The following is a 17,026-nucleotide window of genomic DNA, read 5'->3' on the forward strand; positions in this document are numbered from 1 at the left end:
CTATTCCGATGTTCGCGCCGACGCCCGGAGCACCTCGCACATGGCGTCATGCAGCAGCCCATTGCTGGCGACAATCTCGGCCACGTATGGACTAAACGGCTGCCCGTCAAAGGCTGTAACCCGGCCGCCGGCCTCCGTCACCAAAAGGCTTCCGGCGGCCATGTCCCATGGCGCGAGATTGAGTTCCCAGAACCCGTCAAACCTTCCCATCGCCACATACGCTAAATCCAGCGCCGCCGACCCATCCCGCCGGATGGCTTGTGCGATCTCCAGAAACGCGCTGAAATGGTCCAGATTCTTCCGTGGCGACGATCTGACGTTATAGGGAAATCCGGTCACGAGCAAGGCTTGTTCCAGAGTTGGTACGGCCGAGACTCGCACCGGATGGCCGTTGCAGGTCGTTCCCTGCCCCCGCGCCGCCGCAAACAGTTCATCGCGCAACGGATCATACACCACGCCGACAACCGTTTCGCCCGCCTGCTCCAGCGCAATGGCGACACTGAAAAACGGGTAGCCATGCGAGTAGTTGGTCGTTCCGTCTAGCGGATCAATGATCCAACGAAAGGCTGAGGCGCGTTCCACCAAGCCGCTTTCTTCAGCCAGGATGGCATGGTCGGGAAAACGCCGCTGGATGCGGCTACGAATCAGGTTTTCCGCCAGTACGTCCACTTCTGTCACTAAGTCGATGCGCCCCTTGCGACGGACATCAAGCGGCGCGCCGAACCGTTCCCGCAAAATCGCGCCCGCCTCACGCGCGACCTGTTCGGCGAAGCTCAAAAACTCATTCATTGGCGCGATCCTTACGAGGCGGTTCGGGTTCTAGCTGAAACGCCATGTTGCGCGCCTCCCGTTTCTGTACGTCCAACGCCTTGGTCTGCGTTCGGTAGCCTTTGGCCTGCGCCGTAAGACGATACACGGCGTCCGCGCCGGGAAAACGGAAGGCAAACTCACCAGCGCTGTTGGTAACGGCCGTCCCAACCTTACCGGGCTTGAGGCTGGGATCAGAGGACGAAACCCGTTCGGCGACCACCGTGACGCCAGGCATTGTCAGTCCGCGTTCGTTGAAGACCGCGCCACGAATGACCGAGTAGGTCCGCTCAACTTCCAGTTTGAAAGGCGTCTTGAGCGCCGTAGTCTTGCCGGCTTCAACGGTTTGCAGCACGTTGAGACGAATGCCTGTGCGGCCCTCAGCGTCAATCTCAACAACGTAGTTGCCGGGCGGCAGGTCGCCAAGCCGAAACTCGCCCTTAGCGTCGGTTTCACCCGTGTAGGCGTCCTTCGTCACCGAGCGCGTGACAGTGACTTTTGCGCCAGCAATCGGTTGGTTGCTTTCACGCGCAACGACGCGCCCGCTCAGGCTTCCTGTCGGCGCTTGCGCCCATCCGACGCCAGTTAAGACGACGCCCGCCGACCACATCCCTAGTCCCACACACAAGCACGACATTCTCAACAATCCGGCAGTCATTGAAAGCACCCTTGGCGAATCACCGACGATGAACACGTAGCGCCGCAATGGAATTTTGGTTTTCGGACGGCGCGCCCCTAACCCTTTCAAAGAAGGCCGCACCTCTCGGCAACCCAAACTTGAAAACGCGCTACAGGAGTTTGAACATACTTTTGAGCGCGCTGCCGACAATATCCGTAAGCGTATGCGTCGCTGCACCCCACCACAAGCCAATGAACGCCGTCAGCCACACTTTGCCGTCCACGGCTCGAAACAGGCGCGCCATGTGATGACCGGCTGCTTGGAGCGTTCGCACGGCTTGGTCGCCGTCGGCCGGTAAGCCCTCCAACCAGACGGCGCGCGCGTAGAGGACGGCGGCCAGCGCCAGCGTGACCATGAACGTGAAATAGCCGACGCGCAGCCAAGTACTCCACAGCAGCCCGTGCGTCCAGTGTGACCGGTGCGGGAAAAGCTTTTTGTAGGGATACCACAACCAGCGCAGAACGCCCCAGCGGGTGTATTGCTTGCTGTGGGTGTCAAGGTCAGGACCGAACATCAGACCGCCAAAGAGCATCATGGCCGTTCCAAGCACCGTTAGACCGGCATGGCGCGTCAGCCAGAAGAAGCCGACCGCCGTTGGAACAGCGAGTACATAGGTGACAATGTCGTGGGTACGACCGGAAGGCATGGCGGTGAGAAAGTCAGCGGCAATCGTAGCAGCGTGAGCATAGAAAGCCGCCGACTGACGTTTCAAGAGCAGTTCACGCCACAGAACTGTCACTGCAAAGAAAACGCGCGGGGACGAGCCCCGCGCGTCGAAACAGCACGTTTGATGGAAAGCCTAGCGAGCGGTCTTCTTTGCCTTCTTGCCGCCGGTGCACTGACCGTCCACGCAGCAATCGCTCCCCGGCGCGCAGCAATCCGCGCCCATATCGCACGCCTGCCCGACGCAACAGCCGGGCTTGGCGCAGCAGGCGGCCGTATCGGCTTTTTTCTTCGTCGCGCAGCAGGCCGCCGGCGCTTTTTTCCCAGTTTTCGGGGTTTTGGCTTCAACAAACGCGCCGCCAAAGGTCGTGACGGCAAGCAACAACGCTGGAACAATGGCTTTCAACATGATGTGTCTCCTTTTTCAAAGTCATTCGGTGTGTCTTTCGGCGCTCCACGTGGAAGCGCCGGGTGGGCAAAGCCAAAGCGACACAGCCGTGTACTAAATGCGGAAGACACAGCACCTCAAATAGGTCTCACGGTACGAGGGAAGATACGTCGTCGTCCGCAGCCGTGTCTCTAGCCGTGACGCCGCCGTACGTATAACCGGCGGCTCAGCCGGCGACGGCAAGGGGACGGTAAGCGTCAAGAACGGCGACGCCGTGAAACGATTCGGCTCGGTCAAACGGCGACAACAGCCACAGCCAACGGTATCCCAGTCTGTCAGGTGCGCCGTCGGGTATTGACGCGCGACGACAACCGGCTCGTCGGTCGCCGTTTGCGTAGCCGCCAGCAACGCCGGTTTACCGGCCGTCTTCGGCCGGCAGGTTTTAGCTCTTGTCGCAGCACAGCAGCGTGCAGTCGTCTCCGGCCGATTTGCAGAGGTCGTTGACGGACGCGCCGCCGCCAAGGCCGCTCGGCGTGACACAAGGACTTCCACAGTATGCGCCGCATGCGACCGAGTGGACTGCGCGCAACCACCTAGCAGGCAGGTCAAAACGCACGCCAGAGGCGACAGCCAAAGGCTTATCACAACTGGCGCGATCATCATTGGCGACCAACGGGAAGCGCGCGTCATAGCGCAAACTGTACCGAGTTCAGTTTCGCTCCACAAGAGAACTTAGGATTCAGCCTGCTGGAAGACTTCTAAGACGATTTGATCCGCTGTGGGCGCTTTCACTCGGCAGGCGACAGGCGTCTCCATCACGCCGCCGATGAGGGCTTCAAAAAAGCCGGCGAGTAGCGCATCCGCCCCGGCCGGGATGTCGCGGAGGTGGACGGCGAAGGTCGGCTCACCCGCAACAAACACACAGCTTCCAAAGCCGTATGCGCGCAGGTAATCACGGCACAAATCAAGGAAGGGTTCGACCGGGGCCTGCGCCAACACGGTCGGCAAGCCGGTTCGCAAAGCGAGTAAACGAGCAAAACGCTCGACCATGCGCCGCCCCCAAGCCTGTCCAATCGCGCGCCAACAATCCGACTGATCGGCTTCTGTTTCACCCAACGCGGACGCCAGCGTGTCTAATTCCGGCGCCGCCATGCCGGGCGCGCCGGTCGCGTCAGCGCACAGACCGCGTTTGCCGTCCCGCTGAAAGAAAAGTTCGTCCGCCGTGAGCGTCATCGGCGCATCCTCACCCCTGTGCTCCCGCCTATCCGAAGCCGAAGCCGCCGCGCCCAAACGAACCTGACCGTCCCGCCCGCGTTCCCGTAATGCGTCCGCCGGCACCGACCCGCACTGTGCTGCGCCCAAAACCACTCGGCTTGCTCCGTCCAACGCCCCGCGCGCCGCCTACCCGCGTGCTTGAAAACATCGTCTGCCGTGGGACTGGCGTGTAGCTCGGTACGCGCCCAGCCATCGGGTTCGTCGCCGGTGTGATTGTCCGGTAGTAGGGCGTACGGCTGACGTACACCGGCGACGGCGCATAGCACGGGTAGGAATAGAAAAACCAGACGCTGCCGAGCGGATGTCCGCCGTAGTAATAACGCGGACGGCCGCCGCTCGCCGTCGTCTGGTTCGGGTCAGGGACGAACTCGCTCGCCGGGAGGATGGCGACCTGAATGCCCGCGTCCTTGTAGGCCACAAAGTCCTCGTTGAGGTCGTCCATCTCATGCTTTTGAGAGCTATTAGGCGTCACATAGATGATGTTTTTGACGCCAGCGGCGCGGAGCTTGTCCGCCGGCGGAACCTTCGCCAGATAGCGGTTGTCGAACTGATTGTCGGCGTCCTTGTACTCATTGAGTCGGTAGGCGTCGAGCAAAAACACCGGCGGCGCGTCTTCGGGCAGCGTCGCCTGCTTGGCGGCGATTTCGTCGGCGTAGTACAGCATCGCTGCTAAGGTTTCGTGCGACGGGACGACGCCCAGCGGATGTGGGTAATTGTCAAAGGTCGTGATGAGCCGACAGCGGGCCGCCAGACCTGCACCGTAGGCGACGCTGTCACGCCCGATGAGGTCAACGAAGATCGCCGTTTCATTCGGGTTGGAGGCGTTGGCGAGAATGTCCTCAGCCAAGGCCTGACCACGTCCGTAGCTCGCGTCCATACTCGGAGAGAATATCGGCGTCAGTTGCGACCGGAGCGATTGGGCTTGCAGGGATTGGATGAGCGTCGGCACAAAGTAGGGCTGCCAGCGGCCGCGCGGTTCAAACGCCCGCAGCATGGCGTCGGCAGCAAGATATTGCTTCCAAGCGTCGCTGTTGCGTGAGTCGAGGCGTGTCTGGGGAACGCCGAACGTCAGCGGCCGGTTTTCCGAACCGATGTTCCAGCCGCTTTTCTTCTGAAGCTCAAGCGAATCGGTGTCAATCTCCTCTTCCCCGAAGAGCGCCACCAAGCCCGCAATGCCGCCAACGGTGACGACGCCGGCTGCAACGCCGCCGATAATCCAGCCGCGCCGCGAAACCTTTTGCCACCAAGGTTTTGTGCCGCTCACATAGCCGCCGGCCGGCGCGGCGTACGGATGGTACATCGGCGGCGCATAGTTGATGCGACCAACGCCGCCGGGGCCGGCAAACCACTCACTTGCGCCGCCGGAGGTATTGGAAGGCGCTTTGGACGCCTGCGGTATCTGAATCGGTGGTTTAGATGACGAAGGATATTGTTCCGACATAGGCGCGTGGCGGAGGCCCGTGACGGAGGCCGAAGTGGAGGCGGTGGGGCGGTTCAAGCAGGCGAGCAAGGCTTGACCAACGGCTTGAACGTTACTTAGCACACTTTGGCCCGCCCGTGAATTGTTTTTCGTCCTTCCTCAGACTGCTTACAAATGCCGTTCACCGTTGCTCCCCGTTGCGCAAAGGCGCTGGCAGCCTGCGCCGGTTCAGGGTAGACGCTCCACCGAACGCAACACGGCGTGCGCGCCACCGACTCGGCAAAACGGGCAATTCCTACCGCGCAAGCCAATTCCGAACGGTCGACCAGACGGTCGTTGTTGCGCCCCGTCCGACCACCAGCGCCAGATGCCCCAAGCGCGCTTGGTATTCCACATATCGCGCCGCCGGTAGTCGCTCCGCCAGCGCTATAGCGCTCGCCGGATGCACAATCTGATCCAATGACCCGATGATGTTGAGTACGGGACAGTCCAGCGCGTCAAGCGCCGCCCGCTGCCCGTCAACCAGTAGCTTTCCTTCCCACAGGGCGTTGTCCTGGTAGTAGGTCGTCACAAAGTCAGCGTAAAACCTTCCGGGCAGCGGCACGGCGTCCGCCAGCCACACTTCGACCGCTAGATGTGTCTCGCGGTCGGCGGCGTCCAGCCATATCAGCCACGGCTTTGTCGCGTAGGTCGCTGGCTTGACGCTCCGAAATGACGCGCTTACCAACCACCCCGGTAGGTTTCCGAAAATCTCCGCTATGCGCTGTGGCTTGAATGTCGGCGTGGTCAGCCATGTGCGCAATGGCGCATCGCGCGTGAAGTCGGCCGGTGTCCCTAGCAGGATCAAACTCGCCGCCCGCGCCGGGGACAACGCTGCGTAAGTCGTCGCCAAGACGCCGCCCATCGAATAGCCAAGTAGATGCACAGCGCGCGCGCCGGTTTCGCTACCGACCGCTTCCACTGCGCGCCCGACAACGCCCACCACATCCTCCAGCCGCCACGCCTGCGCCGCCGCTGCGGGGCAACCCCAATCCAGCGCGAAGACCTCCTGACCGGCCGCCGTCAGATAGGCGATAAAACTGCGCCCAGCATACAGGTCAAAAATGTAATGGCGGTTGATGAGCGAGTTGACGATCAATACCGGCGCACGCTTGCGCCGTCGGCCGTTTACGCCCGCCGGCGGATAACGCCGTAACCACGTATGCCCCACCAGGGGCACCATGGCGCAGGGCGTCGTCGCCGTCGGCGGCGCAACAGCCCGGGCCGCCGCCAACAGCGCCGCCTGCCGCACTTCCTGAGCCAGCGTGAACGGATGCCACGGCGCAGCCGCACCAGCCAGCGCCACCCAATCCAACCAATGATCAAGCGTCCAGCCGGCTGCGTGCGCCAAGACTGGGGTTCCAGCGATGCGCAGCAACCGGTCGTCCAGCGCCCATTGCCAGTACTCGACAAACGCGCTTAAGCGCGACGCTTCAGTTGTCACGATGAAGAGGATGCGGCGTCGGAAGTGGAGATCGTCTCAGGCACAGAAGCCGCCTCAACCGCCTTGCGTGCGGCACGCTTGCGGCCCGACGGGGACGCCGGTTTCACAGTTGGCGAAGGCTTCTCCTTTCGGCCGGCGATTCCTTTTGCGCTTGAAGCTCTCTGGGCAGTCGTCGCCCGCGCTGCGCGCTTCGGAGCAGCAACGTCGGTCAGGTGCGCCGTCAGGTCGTCCAGCCGGTCGTGCAGCGCCGTCAACTTGTGGTCGAGGGCGGCAATTTCCTCGCGCGTCGGCAGGTTCATCATCCGCAGCCCGAAGCCCATCAACGCCCGCGTCCGTTCCAACAGCGTCAAAACGCCGTTGATGTAGAGTGATACCGGACGCAAAAACCACGGATGGCGCAGCACGGCGTCCCACTGCGCCGCCGAAGTTCGGGTGAGCATGTCGTAAAGCGCCTGCGGAAAGGATTTGGCGGACTGAGACGCTTTTGCGCCGCCGGCGGCTTTAGCCATTCGGGAAAGCCTCGAAACCGTGAAAGTGAAGATAAAGGGGGCGCTTGTCCGTGCTGAAGCCTGACGGATGAGCGCCCACAGGGATTCTACTTGACGAATTGGTTGATTGGAAACGCCAGCAAGTCCATCTGCTTGCGCAGGCTGTCGCCGACCAGCACGTTCCATTGCTCAAACGTGGCGCGTACGGCATCGGCCCCGGCGGTGACAACTTCACGCGCCGCATCCCCGGCGGCGGCTGTCGTCCGGTCGGCGCCGGCAATCATCGTCATCGCCGACTTGAGGGCCTCTTCCTGCACAGCTAGTCCAGCGCGCAGGCTGGTGAACGCAACGCTTCGCAGGGACGAAGCCGCGTCCAGCATGGCGTCCGTAGCAACTCGCATGGCTTTGGTCATTGGGTCGAGCATGGTTGATTGCCGCTCGGCGGCTTCGTTGGGTTTGTCGGTCTGCTTTGACTGCGCCATAGTGTACTCCTTGCTGAAAGGGTGAAAGCCGTTTGGCTGCTCACGAAGCTATCCCCGCCTAGCGCGGCATGTCAAGGTACTTTTTCGCATTTGCACAAAAATGTCGCTAAGTGCCCTTTGAAGAATGGTTTAGCTCTGAAAATATTTAGCCGAAAATGTGATAGCCCTTCAAGATGACGCGGTTTTGCGCTTGCAAAAACTGACAAAACTCCTTTACTTCGAGTACTTTATAAAAAAACTATTGACGATATTGAAGCCAATTGCGTAAAAACGCCCATGACGCGACGTACACCCACGCATAACGCGCTCATCATCAAGCGATACGGCAACCGGCGGCTTTATGACACGGAATCCGGCGGCTATCTAACCAATCAAGATGTCATTGACATCATTCGGCAGGGGCGCGACATCCGTGTGGTGGATTCCCGCACCGGCGAGGACATCACCAAAATGGTGCTGGTCAACATCATCCTCGAAGAAGAAAAGCTCCGGCAAAATCTCCTACCAGTGTCGTTTCTCTTGCAGCTGATCCGCTTGCAGGGTGAAACCATTCAGGATTTCTTTCAGAACTACCTTACGGCGAGTCTGGAAGCGTATCTGAAAACGCGCCGGGAGTTTGACCGCCGCTTCCGCGAGTGGCTTGACCTTGGGGCGGCGATGACCGCCTTTGCCAATCCGCCGGAGCGCCCTGCCGTAACTGACGACGTAGAAGATAAGGACGCCGCTGCGCCGGTCAAAACGCCACGTCGAACCACGAAAAAGACGGCGCCGAAGTCCCGTACGAAACGTTCCCCGAAAACGCCATGACCGTTTCCACGTGCCCACCGACAGCTTGGCTTGCCGCCCGCGCGCGCCTGTCGCCCGACAAAACGGCGCTCATTGACGCGCAACGCGGCTATGCTCCGGTCACGTACGGCGCATGGTTTCGGCGTGTCAACCAGACGGTGCGTTTTCTGCGGGATGGGTTGGGTGTCCAGCCCGGCGATCGCGTCGCCGTCCTCGCCCGCAACCGGGTTGAATACCTTGACGTGTGGTTTGCGCTTGGACATATCGGCGGCGTACTCCAAAACCTCAACTGGCGTCTGAGCCGACGCGAACTGGCGGCCATTCTTGCCGACGCCGCGCCGGTCGCCCTGCTCTACGACGCGCCACATGCGGCATTGGCCGCCGAACTCGCCGCCGAGCAATCGCCTCCCCTGCGCCGCGTCGCCTTCGACGCTCCCGACGCCGACACCCTGGCCTTTGGCGAACGCGATACACTTTCCGCCGAACCGCCGCCGCCGCCGTCCATCACCGCTGAAGCGCCGTGGGTGCTCTGCTACACCGGCGGCTCGACCGGCACGCCTAAGGGGGCCGTCTTGTCGCACCGCGCCATTTTCGCCAACGCCGTCAACACCGTTCTGTCGTGGGGACTGCGTCCCGATGACGTGACGCTCCTCGACGCGCCGCTGTTTCATACCGGCGGCCTCAACGTTCTGACCGCGCCGCTGGTCGCCGTCGGCGGGACGAGCATTGTTACGGGCGGTTTTGCGCCCGATCAGACGTTTGACGCTGTTGAACGCCACGGCGTCACCATCCTGTTCGGCGTCCCGACGATGTTTATTGAACTCCAGCGTCATCCGCGCTGGGCGACAGCCGACTTCAGCCGCCTGCGCTTCATCATCAGCGGCGGCGCGCCCTGCCCGATGAGCGTGTTTGAGGCCTTCTGGGCCAAGGGTGTCGCTTTCAAAACCGGTTATGGGCTGACCGAAGCCGGGCCGAACAATTTCTGGCTGCCTGAAGAACAGGTGCGCGAAAAACCTGGCGCCGTCGGCTATCCGCTCTGGTCGGTTGAGGCGCGCATTGTGCGATCAGACGGCGTAGAGGCTGCGCCCGATGAAGTCGGCGAACTTTGCCTGCGCGGGCCGCACCTGTTTTCCGGCTACTGGAACAACCCCGCTGCAACGGCCGCCGCCGTGGACGCCGACGGTTGGCTTCACACCGGCGATCTGGCGGCGCGCGACGCCGACGGCTGTTTCCGCATCGTCGGCCGCCTCAAGGAAATGTTCATTTCCGGCGGCGAAAACGTCTATCCAGCCGAAGTCGAGAGCGTCTTGCACGAGCATCCGTCCGTCGTCGAAGCCGCCGTCGTCGGTGTTCCTGACCCCAAGTGGGGCGAAGTCGGCGCGGCGTTTGTCGTGCTCACCGGCGACGCAAGCGACGATGAGCTGACGGCGTTTTGCCGGGCGCGCTTAGCGGGCTACAAGGTTCCGAAACGCTTTATCCGTCTTCCGGCGCTGCCGCGCACCGGCGCGCACAAGATCGACAAAGCGGCGCTGCGCCGCCGCATCACCGAAGAAAGGCTATAACCCATGCCGTACGTTACGACCAACGGCGTCAACCTCTACGTCGAAGACACCGGCGGCGACCTCCCGCCCGTCCTTCTCATCACCGGTCTGGGCTACGACGAGTGGTTCTGGATGGAAACCGTCGCGCCGCTGCTGCGCGACCGCTACCGCCTAATTGCGCCTGCCAATCGCGGCGCGGGACGCAGCGACAAGCCGGCCGGTCCCTACACAACAGCGCAGATGGCGGCGGATATGGTCGGCGTGCTGGACGCGCTCGGCGTCGAGCGCGCCATCGTCGTCGGTCATTCCCTTGGCGGCTTCATCGCGCAGGAGCTTACACTTGCGCATCCGACGCGCGTCACCAAGCTAGTCCTAGCCGGCACAAGCTTTGGCGGCCCAGAAGCCATCCCGCCGACGCCGGCCGCCATGGCCGTGCTGATGCTTGACCGGACGATGGACCCAATGGAGTTGATCCGGCGCGGCCTTGAAACGGCCGTTGCGCCGTCGTTTCTTGCCGCCAAGCCGCCGATGCTGGAGCGGCTCATCGCCTACCGACTGACGACGCCTGTGCCGCCGGAAGCCTTCCAGAGTCAGATGCTGGCCGGCGCGACGCACAATGCCGCCGACCGCATTGCGGCCATCACCTGCCCGACGCTGATTCTCGCCGGTGAGTTGGATCAAGTTGTACCGCCCGGCAACGTCGCCTTGCTCAAGGCAAAGCTGCCGCAGGCCGAAACGGTCATGATTTCTGACGCCGGGCACCTGTTCCCCATCGAGAAACCCAACGAAACGGCGGCGGCGCTGGCTGCCTTCTTCGCCGCCTGAAGGAGACGCGCCTATGACGCGCTACGCCCACATCCTGGCCACCGGCAGTTACGCGCCCGCGCAAGTCGTCCCGAACGCCGTTTTTGACGCCCGCTTTGGTGAACCGATTGACGCATGGCTTCAGGCCAACGTTGGCATCCGCGAACGGCGCTACATGGCCGCCGACGAAACGACCTCCGACTTAGCCGTGGCCGCCGCCCGGCAGGCGCTGGAGCGCGCTGGACTCGACGCCGCCGACCTTGACCTCATCATTGTCGCCACCGACACGCCGGATTATCTCTCGCCGGCGACGGCTTCAGTCGTACAGACCAAGCTTGGCGCGCACCGCGCCGGGGCGTTCGACCTCAACGCCGCCTGCGCAGGCTGGGTGACGGCGCTCAATCAGGCGGCGCTGATGATGGCCGCCGACGCCGACTATCGGCGCGTCCTTGTTGTCGGCGGCTACGGGATGAGCCGCTTTCTCGACCCGAACGACAAATATACGGCGACGCTCTTCGCCGACGGCGCGGGCGCAGTCATTCTGGCGGCCGGCGACAAGCCGGGCTTTTTGGCCGGCAAGCTGCAAGCCGTCGGTGGATTTCATGACGCGATGGGGATTTACACTGGCGGCGCGTTTCGTCCCTGCACGCTGGAAACGCTCGCTGCTTTTGGTCCGCCAAAGGTGCAGTTTGTACGAAAGTTTCCGCGCACGTTCAACACCGAGTACTGGCCGGCGCTGATTCAGGCCACGCTGGCCAAGGCGAAACTGACGCTCGCCGATGTAGATTGGTTCCTGTTCACGCAAATCAACCTGCGGACGATTGAAATGGTCATGGCGATGCTTGGCCAGCCAGTCGAAAAAACGCACTGGGTAATGGACAAGTGGGGCTACACCGGTTCGGCCTGCCTGCCGATGGCGCTCGACGACCTTGCCACAACACGGCGCGGCTTGAAGCCGGGACAGACCATCGTCTTTTGCGCCAGCGGCGGCGGCATTGCGCTGGCGGCTTCCGTGTGGAGGTGGGTCTAGCATGCTTGTCGGACTGGGCGACTATCTTGGACGCCGCGCCATTTATTCGCCGGACGCGCTGGCCTTTGTCGACGCCGGCAAGGCCGAACCGCTCCGGCTGACCTTCGCTGAAGCCAACGTGCGCGCCGTGCGCGTCGCAGCCGCGCTGCGGCGGTTGGGCGTCGGCGCAGGTGATCGGGTGGCGCTGCTGGCCCGCGACGGCATTGAACATCTCGATTGTTTTTTCGCCTGCGCCAAGCTCGGCGCGCTCCATACGCCGTTCAACTGGCGACTGCACTGGCGTGAGAATTTGGCAATCCTGAAACGGCTTGAGCCGCGTGTGCTGCTGTTTGGAAGCGACTTCGCAACGGCGGTTGCCGAGATGCGCGAGACAGGTGAACTCGGCGCGACGCGGTTGGTTCATTTGGACGGCGAGCCGGTCGCCGACAGCGTGGCATTTGCCGAGTGGCTTGCGGCGCCTGCGCCTGATTTCGCGCCGACGCCGGTGCAGCCGGAGGACATTGCGGCGCTCATCTTCACCGGCGGCACGACCGGGACGCCCAAAGCTGCCGCGATTTCACACCGGCAAATCGCGTGGAACACCCTCAACACGGTCATTCACGACCTACGGCACGGCGACCGCTACTTGAACGTGTTTCCGCTGTTTCACACAGGCGGGTTGTTTGTCTATACCGTGCCGCTTGCGCTCCTCGGTGGGACGACTGTACTGATGCGCCAGTTTGACGCGGCGCAAACACTGAACCTCATTGCGCGCGAACGCATTACGGTCTTTGCGGGCGTGCCGACGATGTACCAGATGATGACGGCCGCGCCGAACTGGCCAACGGCGGATTTGTCGTCGCTGCGCTTTTGCACGAGCGGCGGCGCGCCGCTCCCGTTGTCGCTCATTGAGACCTACCGCGCCGCGAAGGGTGTCTGTTTCAAGCAGGGTTTCGGGATGACGGAGTTTGGTCCCGGCGTCTTTGCGCTTGCGCCGGAGGACGCTGAACGCAAGGCCGGCTCCATCGGGCGTCCCAACTTCTTCATTGAGGCTGCCGTGATGGACGACGCTGGGACGCTATTGCCGCCTGACACGGCCGGTGAACTGGTTTTGCGCGGCCCAGCGGGGTCGTCCGGCTACTTCGGCGCTGAGGAAGCGACGGCCGCAAGCCGCGACGCCGACGGCTGGTTTCACACGGGTGATGTCGCCCGCTACGACGCTGAAGGGTTCTTCTTCATCGTGGATCGCAAGAAGGACATGTTCATTTCGGGCGGCGAAAACGTCTATCCGGCGGAAATTGAGCAGGCGCTATATGCGCATCCGGCGGTCGCCATGTGCGCCGTCGTAGGCGTCCCCGACGCAAAATGGGGCGAGGTCGGCGCGGCTTGCGTCGTGTTGAAGCCAGGCGCGACGGCGACCGAAGCGGAACTCATCGCGTTTTTGCGCGAGCGGCTGGCAGGCTACAAAACGCCGAAGTCGGTGCATTTCTTTGACGCGCTGCCGATGAGCGCCGCTGGCAAGATTCTCAAGCGCGATCTGCGCACGCTCCTAACGCAGCCGCCCGAAGGCCAGTCCGACCAACCGTAAAAGGTTTAGCCCAAAATACTCAGGAGTAAGGAGTTCACCCCTATGCACTGCCGATTGTTGCGCCTCTGTCTGGCGCTGCTGCTTGGCTGCGCGGTGGGCCTGCCAGTTTGGGGGCAGGTTTCAACTGGGCAGTTGAGTGGAACTGTCACCGATCCGTCCGGGGCGGCCATTGCCGGGGCGACCGTGACCGTCACCCAGAAGGCAACGGGGGCGACGCGCACGGTCACGACCGGTGAAAACGGCGCGTATGTCGTCCCGTTGCTGCCGCCGGGCATGTACAAAGTGGAAGTCACCGCCCCCAACTTCCGCAAGACGGTGCTTGACGAAGTGCCCGTGCGGATTACTGAAAACACTACTGTGGATTTGACCTTGCAGGTCGGGGAAGTCGGCGGCGAAGTGGTCGTCGTCTCCGCCGAAGGCGCGCTTGTCCGCACCGACTCGTCGAGTCAGGGGCGCGTTATTGAGGAGCGCAGCATCCGCCAACTACCGCTCCCGACACGCAACTTCCAGCAACTGCTAACGCTCAGCGCGGGCACTTCAGCCAACATCACCAACACGTCGGAAGTCGGACGCGGCGACACGGCCATCAACGTCAACGGCCAGCGCACGACGAGCAATTCCGTCCTGATCAACGGCATTGACGCTAACTCCATTGGGACCGGCTCAACGCCGAACCTCGCCGTACCGGCGACCGACTCGCTTCAGGAGTTCATTGTGCTAACCAGCCAGTACGACGCTTCGGCCGGGCGCAACGCGGGCGGCATTGTCACCGCCGTGACCAAATCCGGCACGAACGAGTTTCACGGCAACGCCTATTTCTTCCTGCGCGACACCTCGCTCAACGCCAACAACTTCTTCCTCAAGCGGCAGGGGATTGATCGGCAGACGAACGAGCGTTACCAGTACGGCGGCACGCTGGGCGGCCCCATCGTCAAGGATCGGCTGTGGTTTTTCGGCTCCTATCAGGGGACGCGCGAAACCAACGGCACGTCGCTGACCAACAGCTTAGCTGTCATTGGGACACCCCCGGATCTGACCGACGACCGTTCGGACGCGGCGCTGGCGGCGCTGTCGCGGGCGCGCGCGCCGGGCCTCGCGCTGTTCGGGCAACTGGGCTTCGTCAATCCGGTGGCGCGGCGACTGCTTCAGGCGCGGTATCCCGACGGCTCGTTTTTGATTCCGTCGGGCAATGGGCAGATTGCGCGCATCCTACCGACGCTGTCCAAGTTCCGCGAGGAGCAGTTCAACGCTAACGTGGACGCCCAAATCGGCAGCGCCAACCGGCTGGCGGTCAAGTTTTTCTTCGCCAACAACCGGACCGACCAAGGGCTGTTTAGCCAGTTTGGGCTGGGGAACGCGCTTCAGACGCCCGGCTACCCAGTGCGCACGGAAGCCAACAACCGCTTCCTGTCCGTCACCGATACGCATGCGTTTGCAAGCGGCTTCATCAACGAAGCGCGGTTCGGCTTCAACATCATCCCGGCTAAGGCTGTGCCGACCGAACCCTTTACAGCAGCGCAGTTTGGCATCAACTCGCCGAATCGCGGGCGGTTTCCGGGTATGCCGGCCATTGGCCTGACGAACCTGTTTACGGTTGGCCCGTCTGGGTTTTCGGCTAGCGACAACCAAGCCGATACGCTGACGGCGGGCGACACCGTGACCTACACCCTCGGCAACCACGCCATGAAATTCGGCGGCGAATATCGCTACAACCGCGTCCGGGTGGATTTCGACGTGTTTGCGCGCGGCTCGATCACCTTCACGGGTGCGCTGGCGAATCTGCCGTCGCTGGCGCCGCTGTTTGCACCAGGACGCCGCGACGCCTTCACCGAGTTTCTCGTTGCGGACGCTTTTCCAGGCTTCAACCCGACGTTCTCCATCATCGGCCCCGGCGCGGCCAAGCGGCAGGTGCGCGCCCATGACTTTGCACTCTTCTTCCAAGACGACTGGAAGATTCACCCGCGGCTAACGCTCAACCTTGGCGTTCGGTATGACTATTTCGGGCCATTCTTCGACACCGAAGGGCGGTTTGTGACCTTTGACCCGGATCGCTTCCGCGCTGGCGCGCCTGGCAACGGCTTTTTGCAGGCTGGGAACGCCAATCCGGGTGTTCCGAATGTGCCGAAAATCGAGCGCGGGCTTGTTCCACCCGACCGCAACAACTTCGCGCCGCGCACCGGCTTCGCCTTCCGCCCGCTGGAAAGCAATCGGTTCGTGATTCGGGGCGGTTACGGGATTTACTACGACCGGCCAAACTCGCGCGTGGTCAACAATCAGGCGCTGACGTATCCCTACTACACATTGGCGCTGGCGCAGTTTTCGCGGCCGCTGGCTAACCCATTCGTCCCGATTCCGCAGCAATACCCAGTCGGCTTTCCGTTTATCGTCCCGAACGATTTGTTCAATCCCGCCCTGCCAGTCGGACCGACGAACCAACCGACGATTGTCATCCCAGTGCAGGGCATTTACCTCAACCGCAAGCTGCGCACGCCTTACGTCCAGCAGTACTCCCTTGGCTTCCAGTGGGAGTTTATCCGCGACACGCAGCTTGAGATTGCCTATGTCGGTTCGGTGGGCCGCAAGCTCACGCGCTTCCGCAACCTCAACCAGACGACCTCGCCAAACGCGGTCGGGACGTTCACCCTCAGTCCACTGCTTTCGACGATTCCCACTATCGGCTTCGGCGTCCATGCGCAGGAGACGACGGCGAATTCAAGCTACAACTCGCTGCAAATCAGCGTCACGCGCCGACTGTCGAAGGGCCTGCAGGGGCTATTTGCCTACACGTGGTCGCACACGATTGACAACTACTCCGGTCAGATTACCTCGCTGGGAACGAGCGACGTATCCGCCGATGTGGGCGATCAGGCGACTTTCGCCGGGACGCGCGGGACGGCGGATTTCGACCGGCGGCACCGCGTCGTGGCGAGTTTTGTTTATGACCTGCCGAAGTTTTATCAGGGCGACAACTTGGCGGCGAAACTCTTGCTCAACGACTGGCAGATTGCAGCGGTGAGCATTGTTCAGTCGGGGCTGCCGTTCAACGTCATTTCGGGACGCGGGCTATTTGACGCTTCGCGGGCGGATTACGTTCCGGGCTTCCGGGGGAGCGCGGCACGCAGCGGCAACGTCCGTAACCGGTTGGACAACTACTTCAACACGGGAGCGTTTGTCGTCGCGACGGGCGTCGGCAACTTCGGCAACACGGGACGGAACATCCTGCGCGGGCCGGCGCAGGCCAACACGGATATTTCCATTGTGAAGTTCTTCCCAATTAGCGAACGGCAACGGGTGGAGTTTCGGACGGAGTTCTTCAACGCCTTCAACCAGACGAACTTTGCCAACCCGGTCAGTACGGGTGCGCCGCTTGTACCAGGTGGGCCGCCGCTGAATCCGAACTTCGGGCGGATTCTCTCGACCTCGACCGGACCGCGGTTGATCCAGTTCGCGTTCAAGTACAACTTCTAAGCGCTTTCCGCCCAAGGGGTCGCCTTGCGCCTGTTGGGCGTTGGAGGCGCGGCCGGCAAGCAAGCCATCCTTCAGTGGCCGCCGCCCAGCAGGGCGGTGGCCACAGCTTTTGCAAGGCGTCCACAACAAAATACCCCGTACGACT

At 62.3% G+C, this 17,026-nt stretch carries 16 protein-coding genes; 6 read left to right on the top strand and 10 right to left on the bottom strand.

Annotation, left to right across the window (positions count from 1 at the left end; all coding sequences use genetic code 11):
• The 10 genes from NZ585_07730 to NZ585_07775 all read right to left on the bottom strand — a co-directional run bounded on the left by NZ585_07730 (position 1) and on the right by NZ585_07775 (position 7,685).
• Positions 1-789, bottom strand: coding sequence for an inositol monophosphatase (locus tag NZ585_07730; GenBank protein ID MCS7079925.1), 789 nt, complete (start codon positions 787-789; stop codon positions 1-3).
• Positions 782-1,444, bottom strand: a complete 663-nt coding sequence (locus NZ585_07735) for a carboxypeptidase-like regulatory domain-containing protein (protein ID MCS7079926.1) — start codon at positions 1,442-1,444, stop codon at positions 782-784. The genes NZ585_07730 and NZ585_07735 overlap by 8 nt, the downstream gene beginning before the upstream one ends.
• A gap of 151 nt (positions 1,445-1,595) precedes the next feature.
• On the bottom strand, positions 1,596-2,132 hold the full coding sequence (locus tag NZ585_07740; protein MCS7079927.1) for a metal-binding protein: 537 nt from the start codon (positions 2,130-2,132) through the stop codon (positions 1,596-1,598).
• Between the two features lie 153 nt (positions 2,133-2,285).
• Positions 2,286-2,558 (bottom strand): hypothetical protein, encoded by a 273-nt coding sequence (locus NZ585_07745; GenBank protein MCS7079928.1) that lies wholly within the window; start codon positions 2,556-2,558, stop codon positions 2,286-2,288.
• Between the two features lie 93 nt (positions 2,559-2,651).
• Positions 2,652-3,227, bottom strand: coding sequence for a hypothetical protein (locus NZ585_07750; GenBank protein MCS7079929.1), 576 nt, complete (start codon positions 3,225-3,227; stop codon positions 2,652-2,654).
• A 42-nt stretch (positions 3,228-3,269) separates the two neighbouring features.
• On the bottom strand, positions 3,270-3,770 hold the full coding sequence (locus NZ585_07755; GenBank protein ID MCS7079930.1) for a hypothetical protein: 501 nt from the start codon (positions 3,768-3,770) through the stop codon (positions 3,270-3,272).
• Positions 3,771-3,798: 28 nt separating this feature from the next.
• Entirely contained in the window at positions 3,799-5,253 is a 1,455-nt protein-coding gene (locus NZ585_07760) for a hypothetical protein (protein ID MCS7079931.1), read from the bottom strand.
• A gap of 274 nt (positions 5,254-5,527) precedes the next feature.
• The gene (locus NZ585_07765) at positions 5,528-6,715 is read right to left on the bottom strand and encodes an alpha/beta fold hydrolase (protein ID MCS7079932.1); all 1,188 of its coding nucleotides are present in this window, start codon (positions 6,713-6,715) and stop codon (positions 5,528-5,530) included.
• Positions 6,712-7,224, bottom strand: coding sequence for a hypothetical protein (locus NZ585_07770; protein ID MCS7079933.1), 513 nt, complete (start codon positions 7,222-7,224; stop codon positions 6,712-6,714). The genes NZ585_07765 and NZ585_07770 overlap by 4 nt, the downstream gene beginning before the upstream one ends.
• Before the next feature lie 86 nt (positions 7,225-7,310).
• Positions 7,311-7,685: a hypothetical protein gene (locus NZ585_07775; GenBank protein MCS7079934.1), complete on the bottom strand. Its 375-nt coding sequence runs from the start codon at positions 7,683-7,685 to the stop codon at positions 7,311-7,313.
• 276 nt (positions 7,686-7,961) lie between these two features.
• On the opposite strand from NZ585_07775, the gene phaR reads away from it, so the two are divergent.
• The 6 genes from phaR to NZ585_07805 are packed head-to-tail and all read left to right on the top strand — an operon-like array spanning position 7,962 to position 16,881.
• Positions 7,962-8,492, top strand: a complete 531-nt coding sequence (gene phaR, locus NZ585_07780) for a polyhydroxyalkanoate synthesis repressor PhaR (protein ID MCS7079935.1) — start codon at positions 7,962-7,964, stop codon at positions 8,490-8,492.
• Positions 8,489-10,033, top strand: a complete 1,545-nt coding sequence (locus NZ585_07785; GenBank protein ID MCS7079936.1) for a long-chain fatty acid--CoA ligase — start codon at positions 8,489-8,491, stop codon at positions 10,031-10,033. The genes phaR and NZ585_07785 overlap by 4 nt, the downstream gene beginning before the upstream one ends.
• Before the next feature lie 3 nt (positions 10,034-10,036).
• Positions 10,037-10,837 (top strand): alpha/beta hydrolase, encoded by an 801-nt coding sequence (locus NZ585_07790; protein MCS7079937.1) that lies wholly within the window; start codon positions 10,037-10,039, stop codon positions 10,835-10,837.
• Positions 10,838-10,850: 13 nt separating this feature from the next.
• The gene (locus tag NZ585_07795) at positions 10,851-11,846 is read left to right on the top strand and encodes a ketoacyl-ACP synthase III (protein ID MCS7079938.1); all 996 of its coding nucleotides are present in this window, start codon (positions 10,851-10,853) and stop codon (positions 11,844-11,846) included.
• 1 nt (position 11,847) lies between these two features.
• Positions 11,848-13,413, top strand: a complete 1,566-nt coding sequence (locus tag NZ585_07800) for a long-chain fatty acid--CoA ligase (GenBank protein ID MCS7079939.1) — start codon at positions 11,848-11,850, stop codon at positions 13,411-13,413.
• Positions 13,414-13,455: 42 nt separating this feature from the next.
• Complete coding sequence (locus NZ585_07805; protein ID MCS7079940.1) at positions 13,456-16,881, top strand: TonB-dependent receptor; 3,426 nt, start codon at positions 13,456-13,458, stop codon at positions 16,879-16,881.
• Positions 16,882-17,026: the final 145 nt, after the last annotated feature.

Origin of the sequence: Chloracidobacterium sp., assembly GCA_025057975.1 — a bacterium.
In the GTDB taxonomy this organism is placed as follows: Bacteria; Acidobacteriota; Blastocatellia; order Chloracidobacteriales; family Chloracidobacteriaceae; genus Chloracidobacterium.

Coding starts and splice junctions, on each gene's coding strand:
- NZ585_07730 (MCS7079925.1), bottom strand. CDS start 789: ATGAATGAGTTTTTGAGCTTCGCCGAACAGGTCGCGCGTGAGGCGGGC.
- NZ585_07735 (MCS7079926.1), bottom strand. CDS start 1,444: ATGTCGTGCTTGTGTGTGGGACTAGGGATGTGGTCGGCGGGCGTCGTC.
- NZ585_07740 (MCS7079927.1), bottom strand. CDS start 2,132: ATGCCTTCCGGTCGTACCCACGACATTGTCACCTATGTACTCGCTGTT.
- NZ585_07745 (MCS7079928.1), bottom strand. CDS start 2,558: ATGTTGAAAGCCATTGTTCCAGCGTTGTTGCTTGCCGTCACGACCTTT.
- NZ585_07750 (MCS7079929.1), bottom strand. CDS start 3,227: ATGACGCGCGCTTCCCGTTGGTCGCCAATGATGATCGCGCCAGTTGTG.
- NZ585_07755 (MCS7079930.1), bottom strand. CDS start 3,770: ATGACGCTCACGGCGGACGAACTTTTCTTTCAGCGGGACGGCAAACGC.
- NZ585_07760 (MCS7079931.1), bottom strand. CDS start 5,253: ATGTCGGAACAATATCCTTCGTCATCTAAACCACCGATTCAGATACCG.
- NZ585_07770 (MCS7079933.1), bottom strand. CDS start 7,224: ATGGCTAAAGCCGCCGGCGGCGCAAAAGCGTCTCAGTCCGCCAAATCC.
- NZ585_07775 (MCS7079934.1), bottom strand. CDS start 7,685: ATGGCGCAGTCAAAGCAGACCGACAAACCCAACGAAGCCGCCGAGCGG.
- phaR (MCS7079935.1), top strand. CDS start 7,962: ATGACGCGACGTACACCCACGCATAACGCGCTCATCATCAAGCGATAC.
- NZ585_07785 (MCS7079936.1), top strand. CDS start 8,489: ATGACCGTTTCCACGTGCCCACCGACAGCTTGGCTTGCCGCCCGCGCG.
- NZ585_07790 (MCS7079937.1), top strand. CDS start 10,037: ATGCCGTACGTTACGACCAACGGCGTCAACCTCTACGTCGAAGACACC.
- NZ585_07795 (MCS7079938.1), top strand. CDS start 10,851: ATGACGCGCTACGCCCACATCCTGGCCACCGGCAGTTACGCGCCCGCG.
- NZ585_07800 (MCS7079939.1), top strand. CDS start 11,848: ATGCTTGTCGGACTGGGCGACTATCTTGGACGCCGCGCCATTTATTCG.
- NZ585_07805 (MCS7079940.1), top strand. CDS start 13,456: ATGCACTGCCGATTGTTGCGCCTCTGTCTGGCGCTGCTGCTTGGCTGC.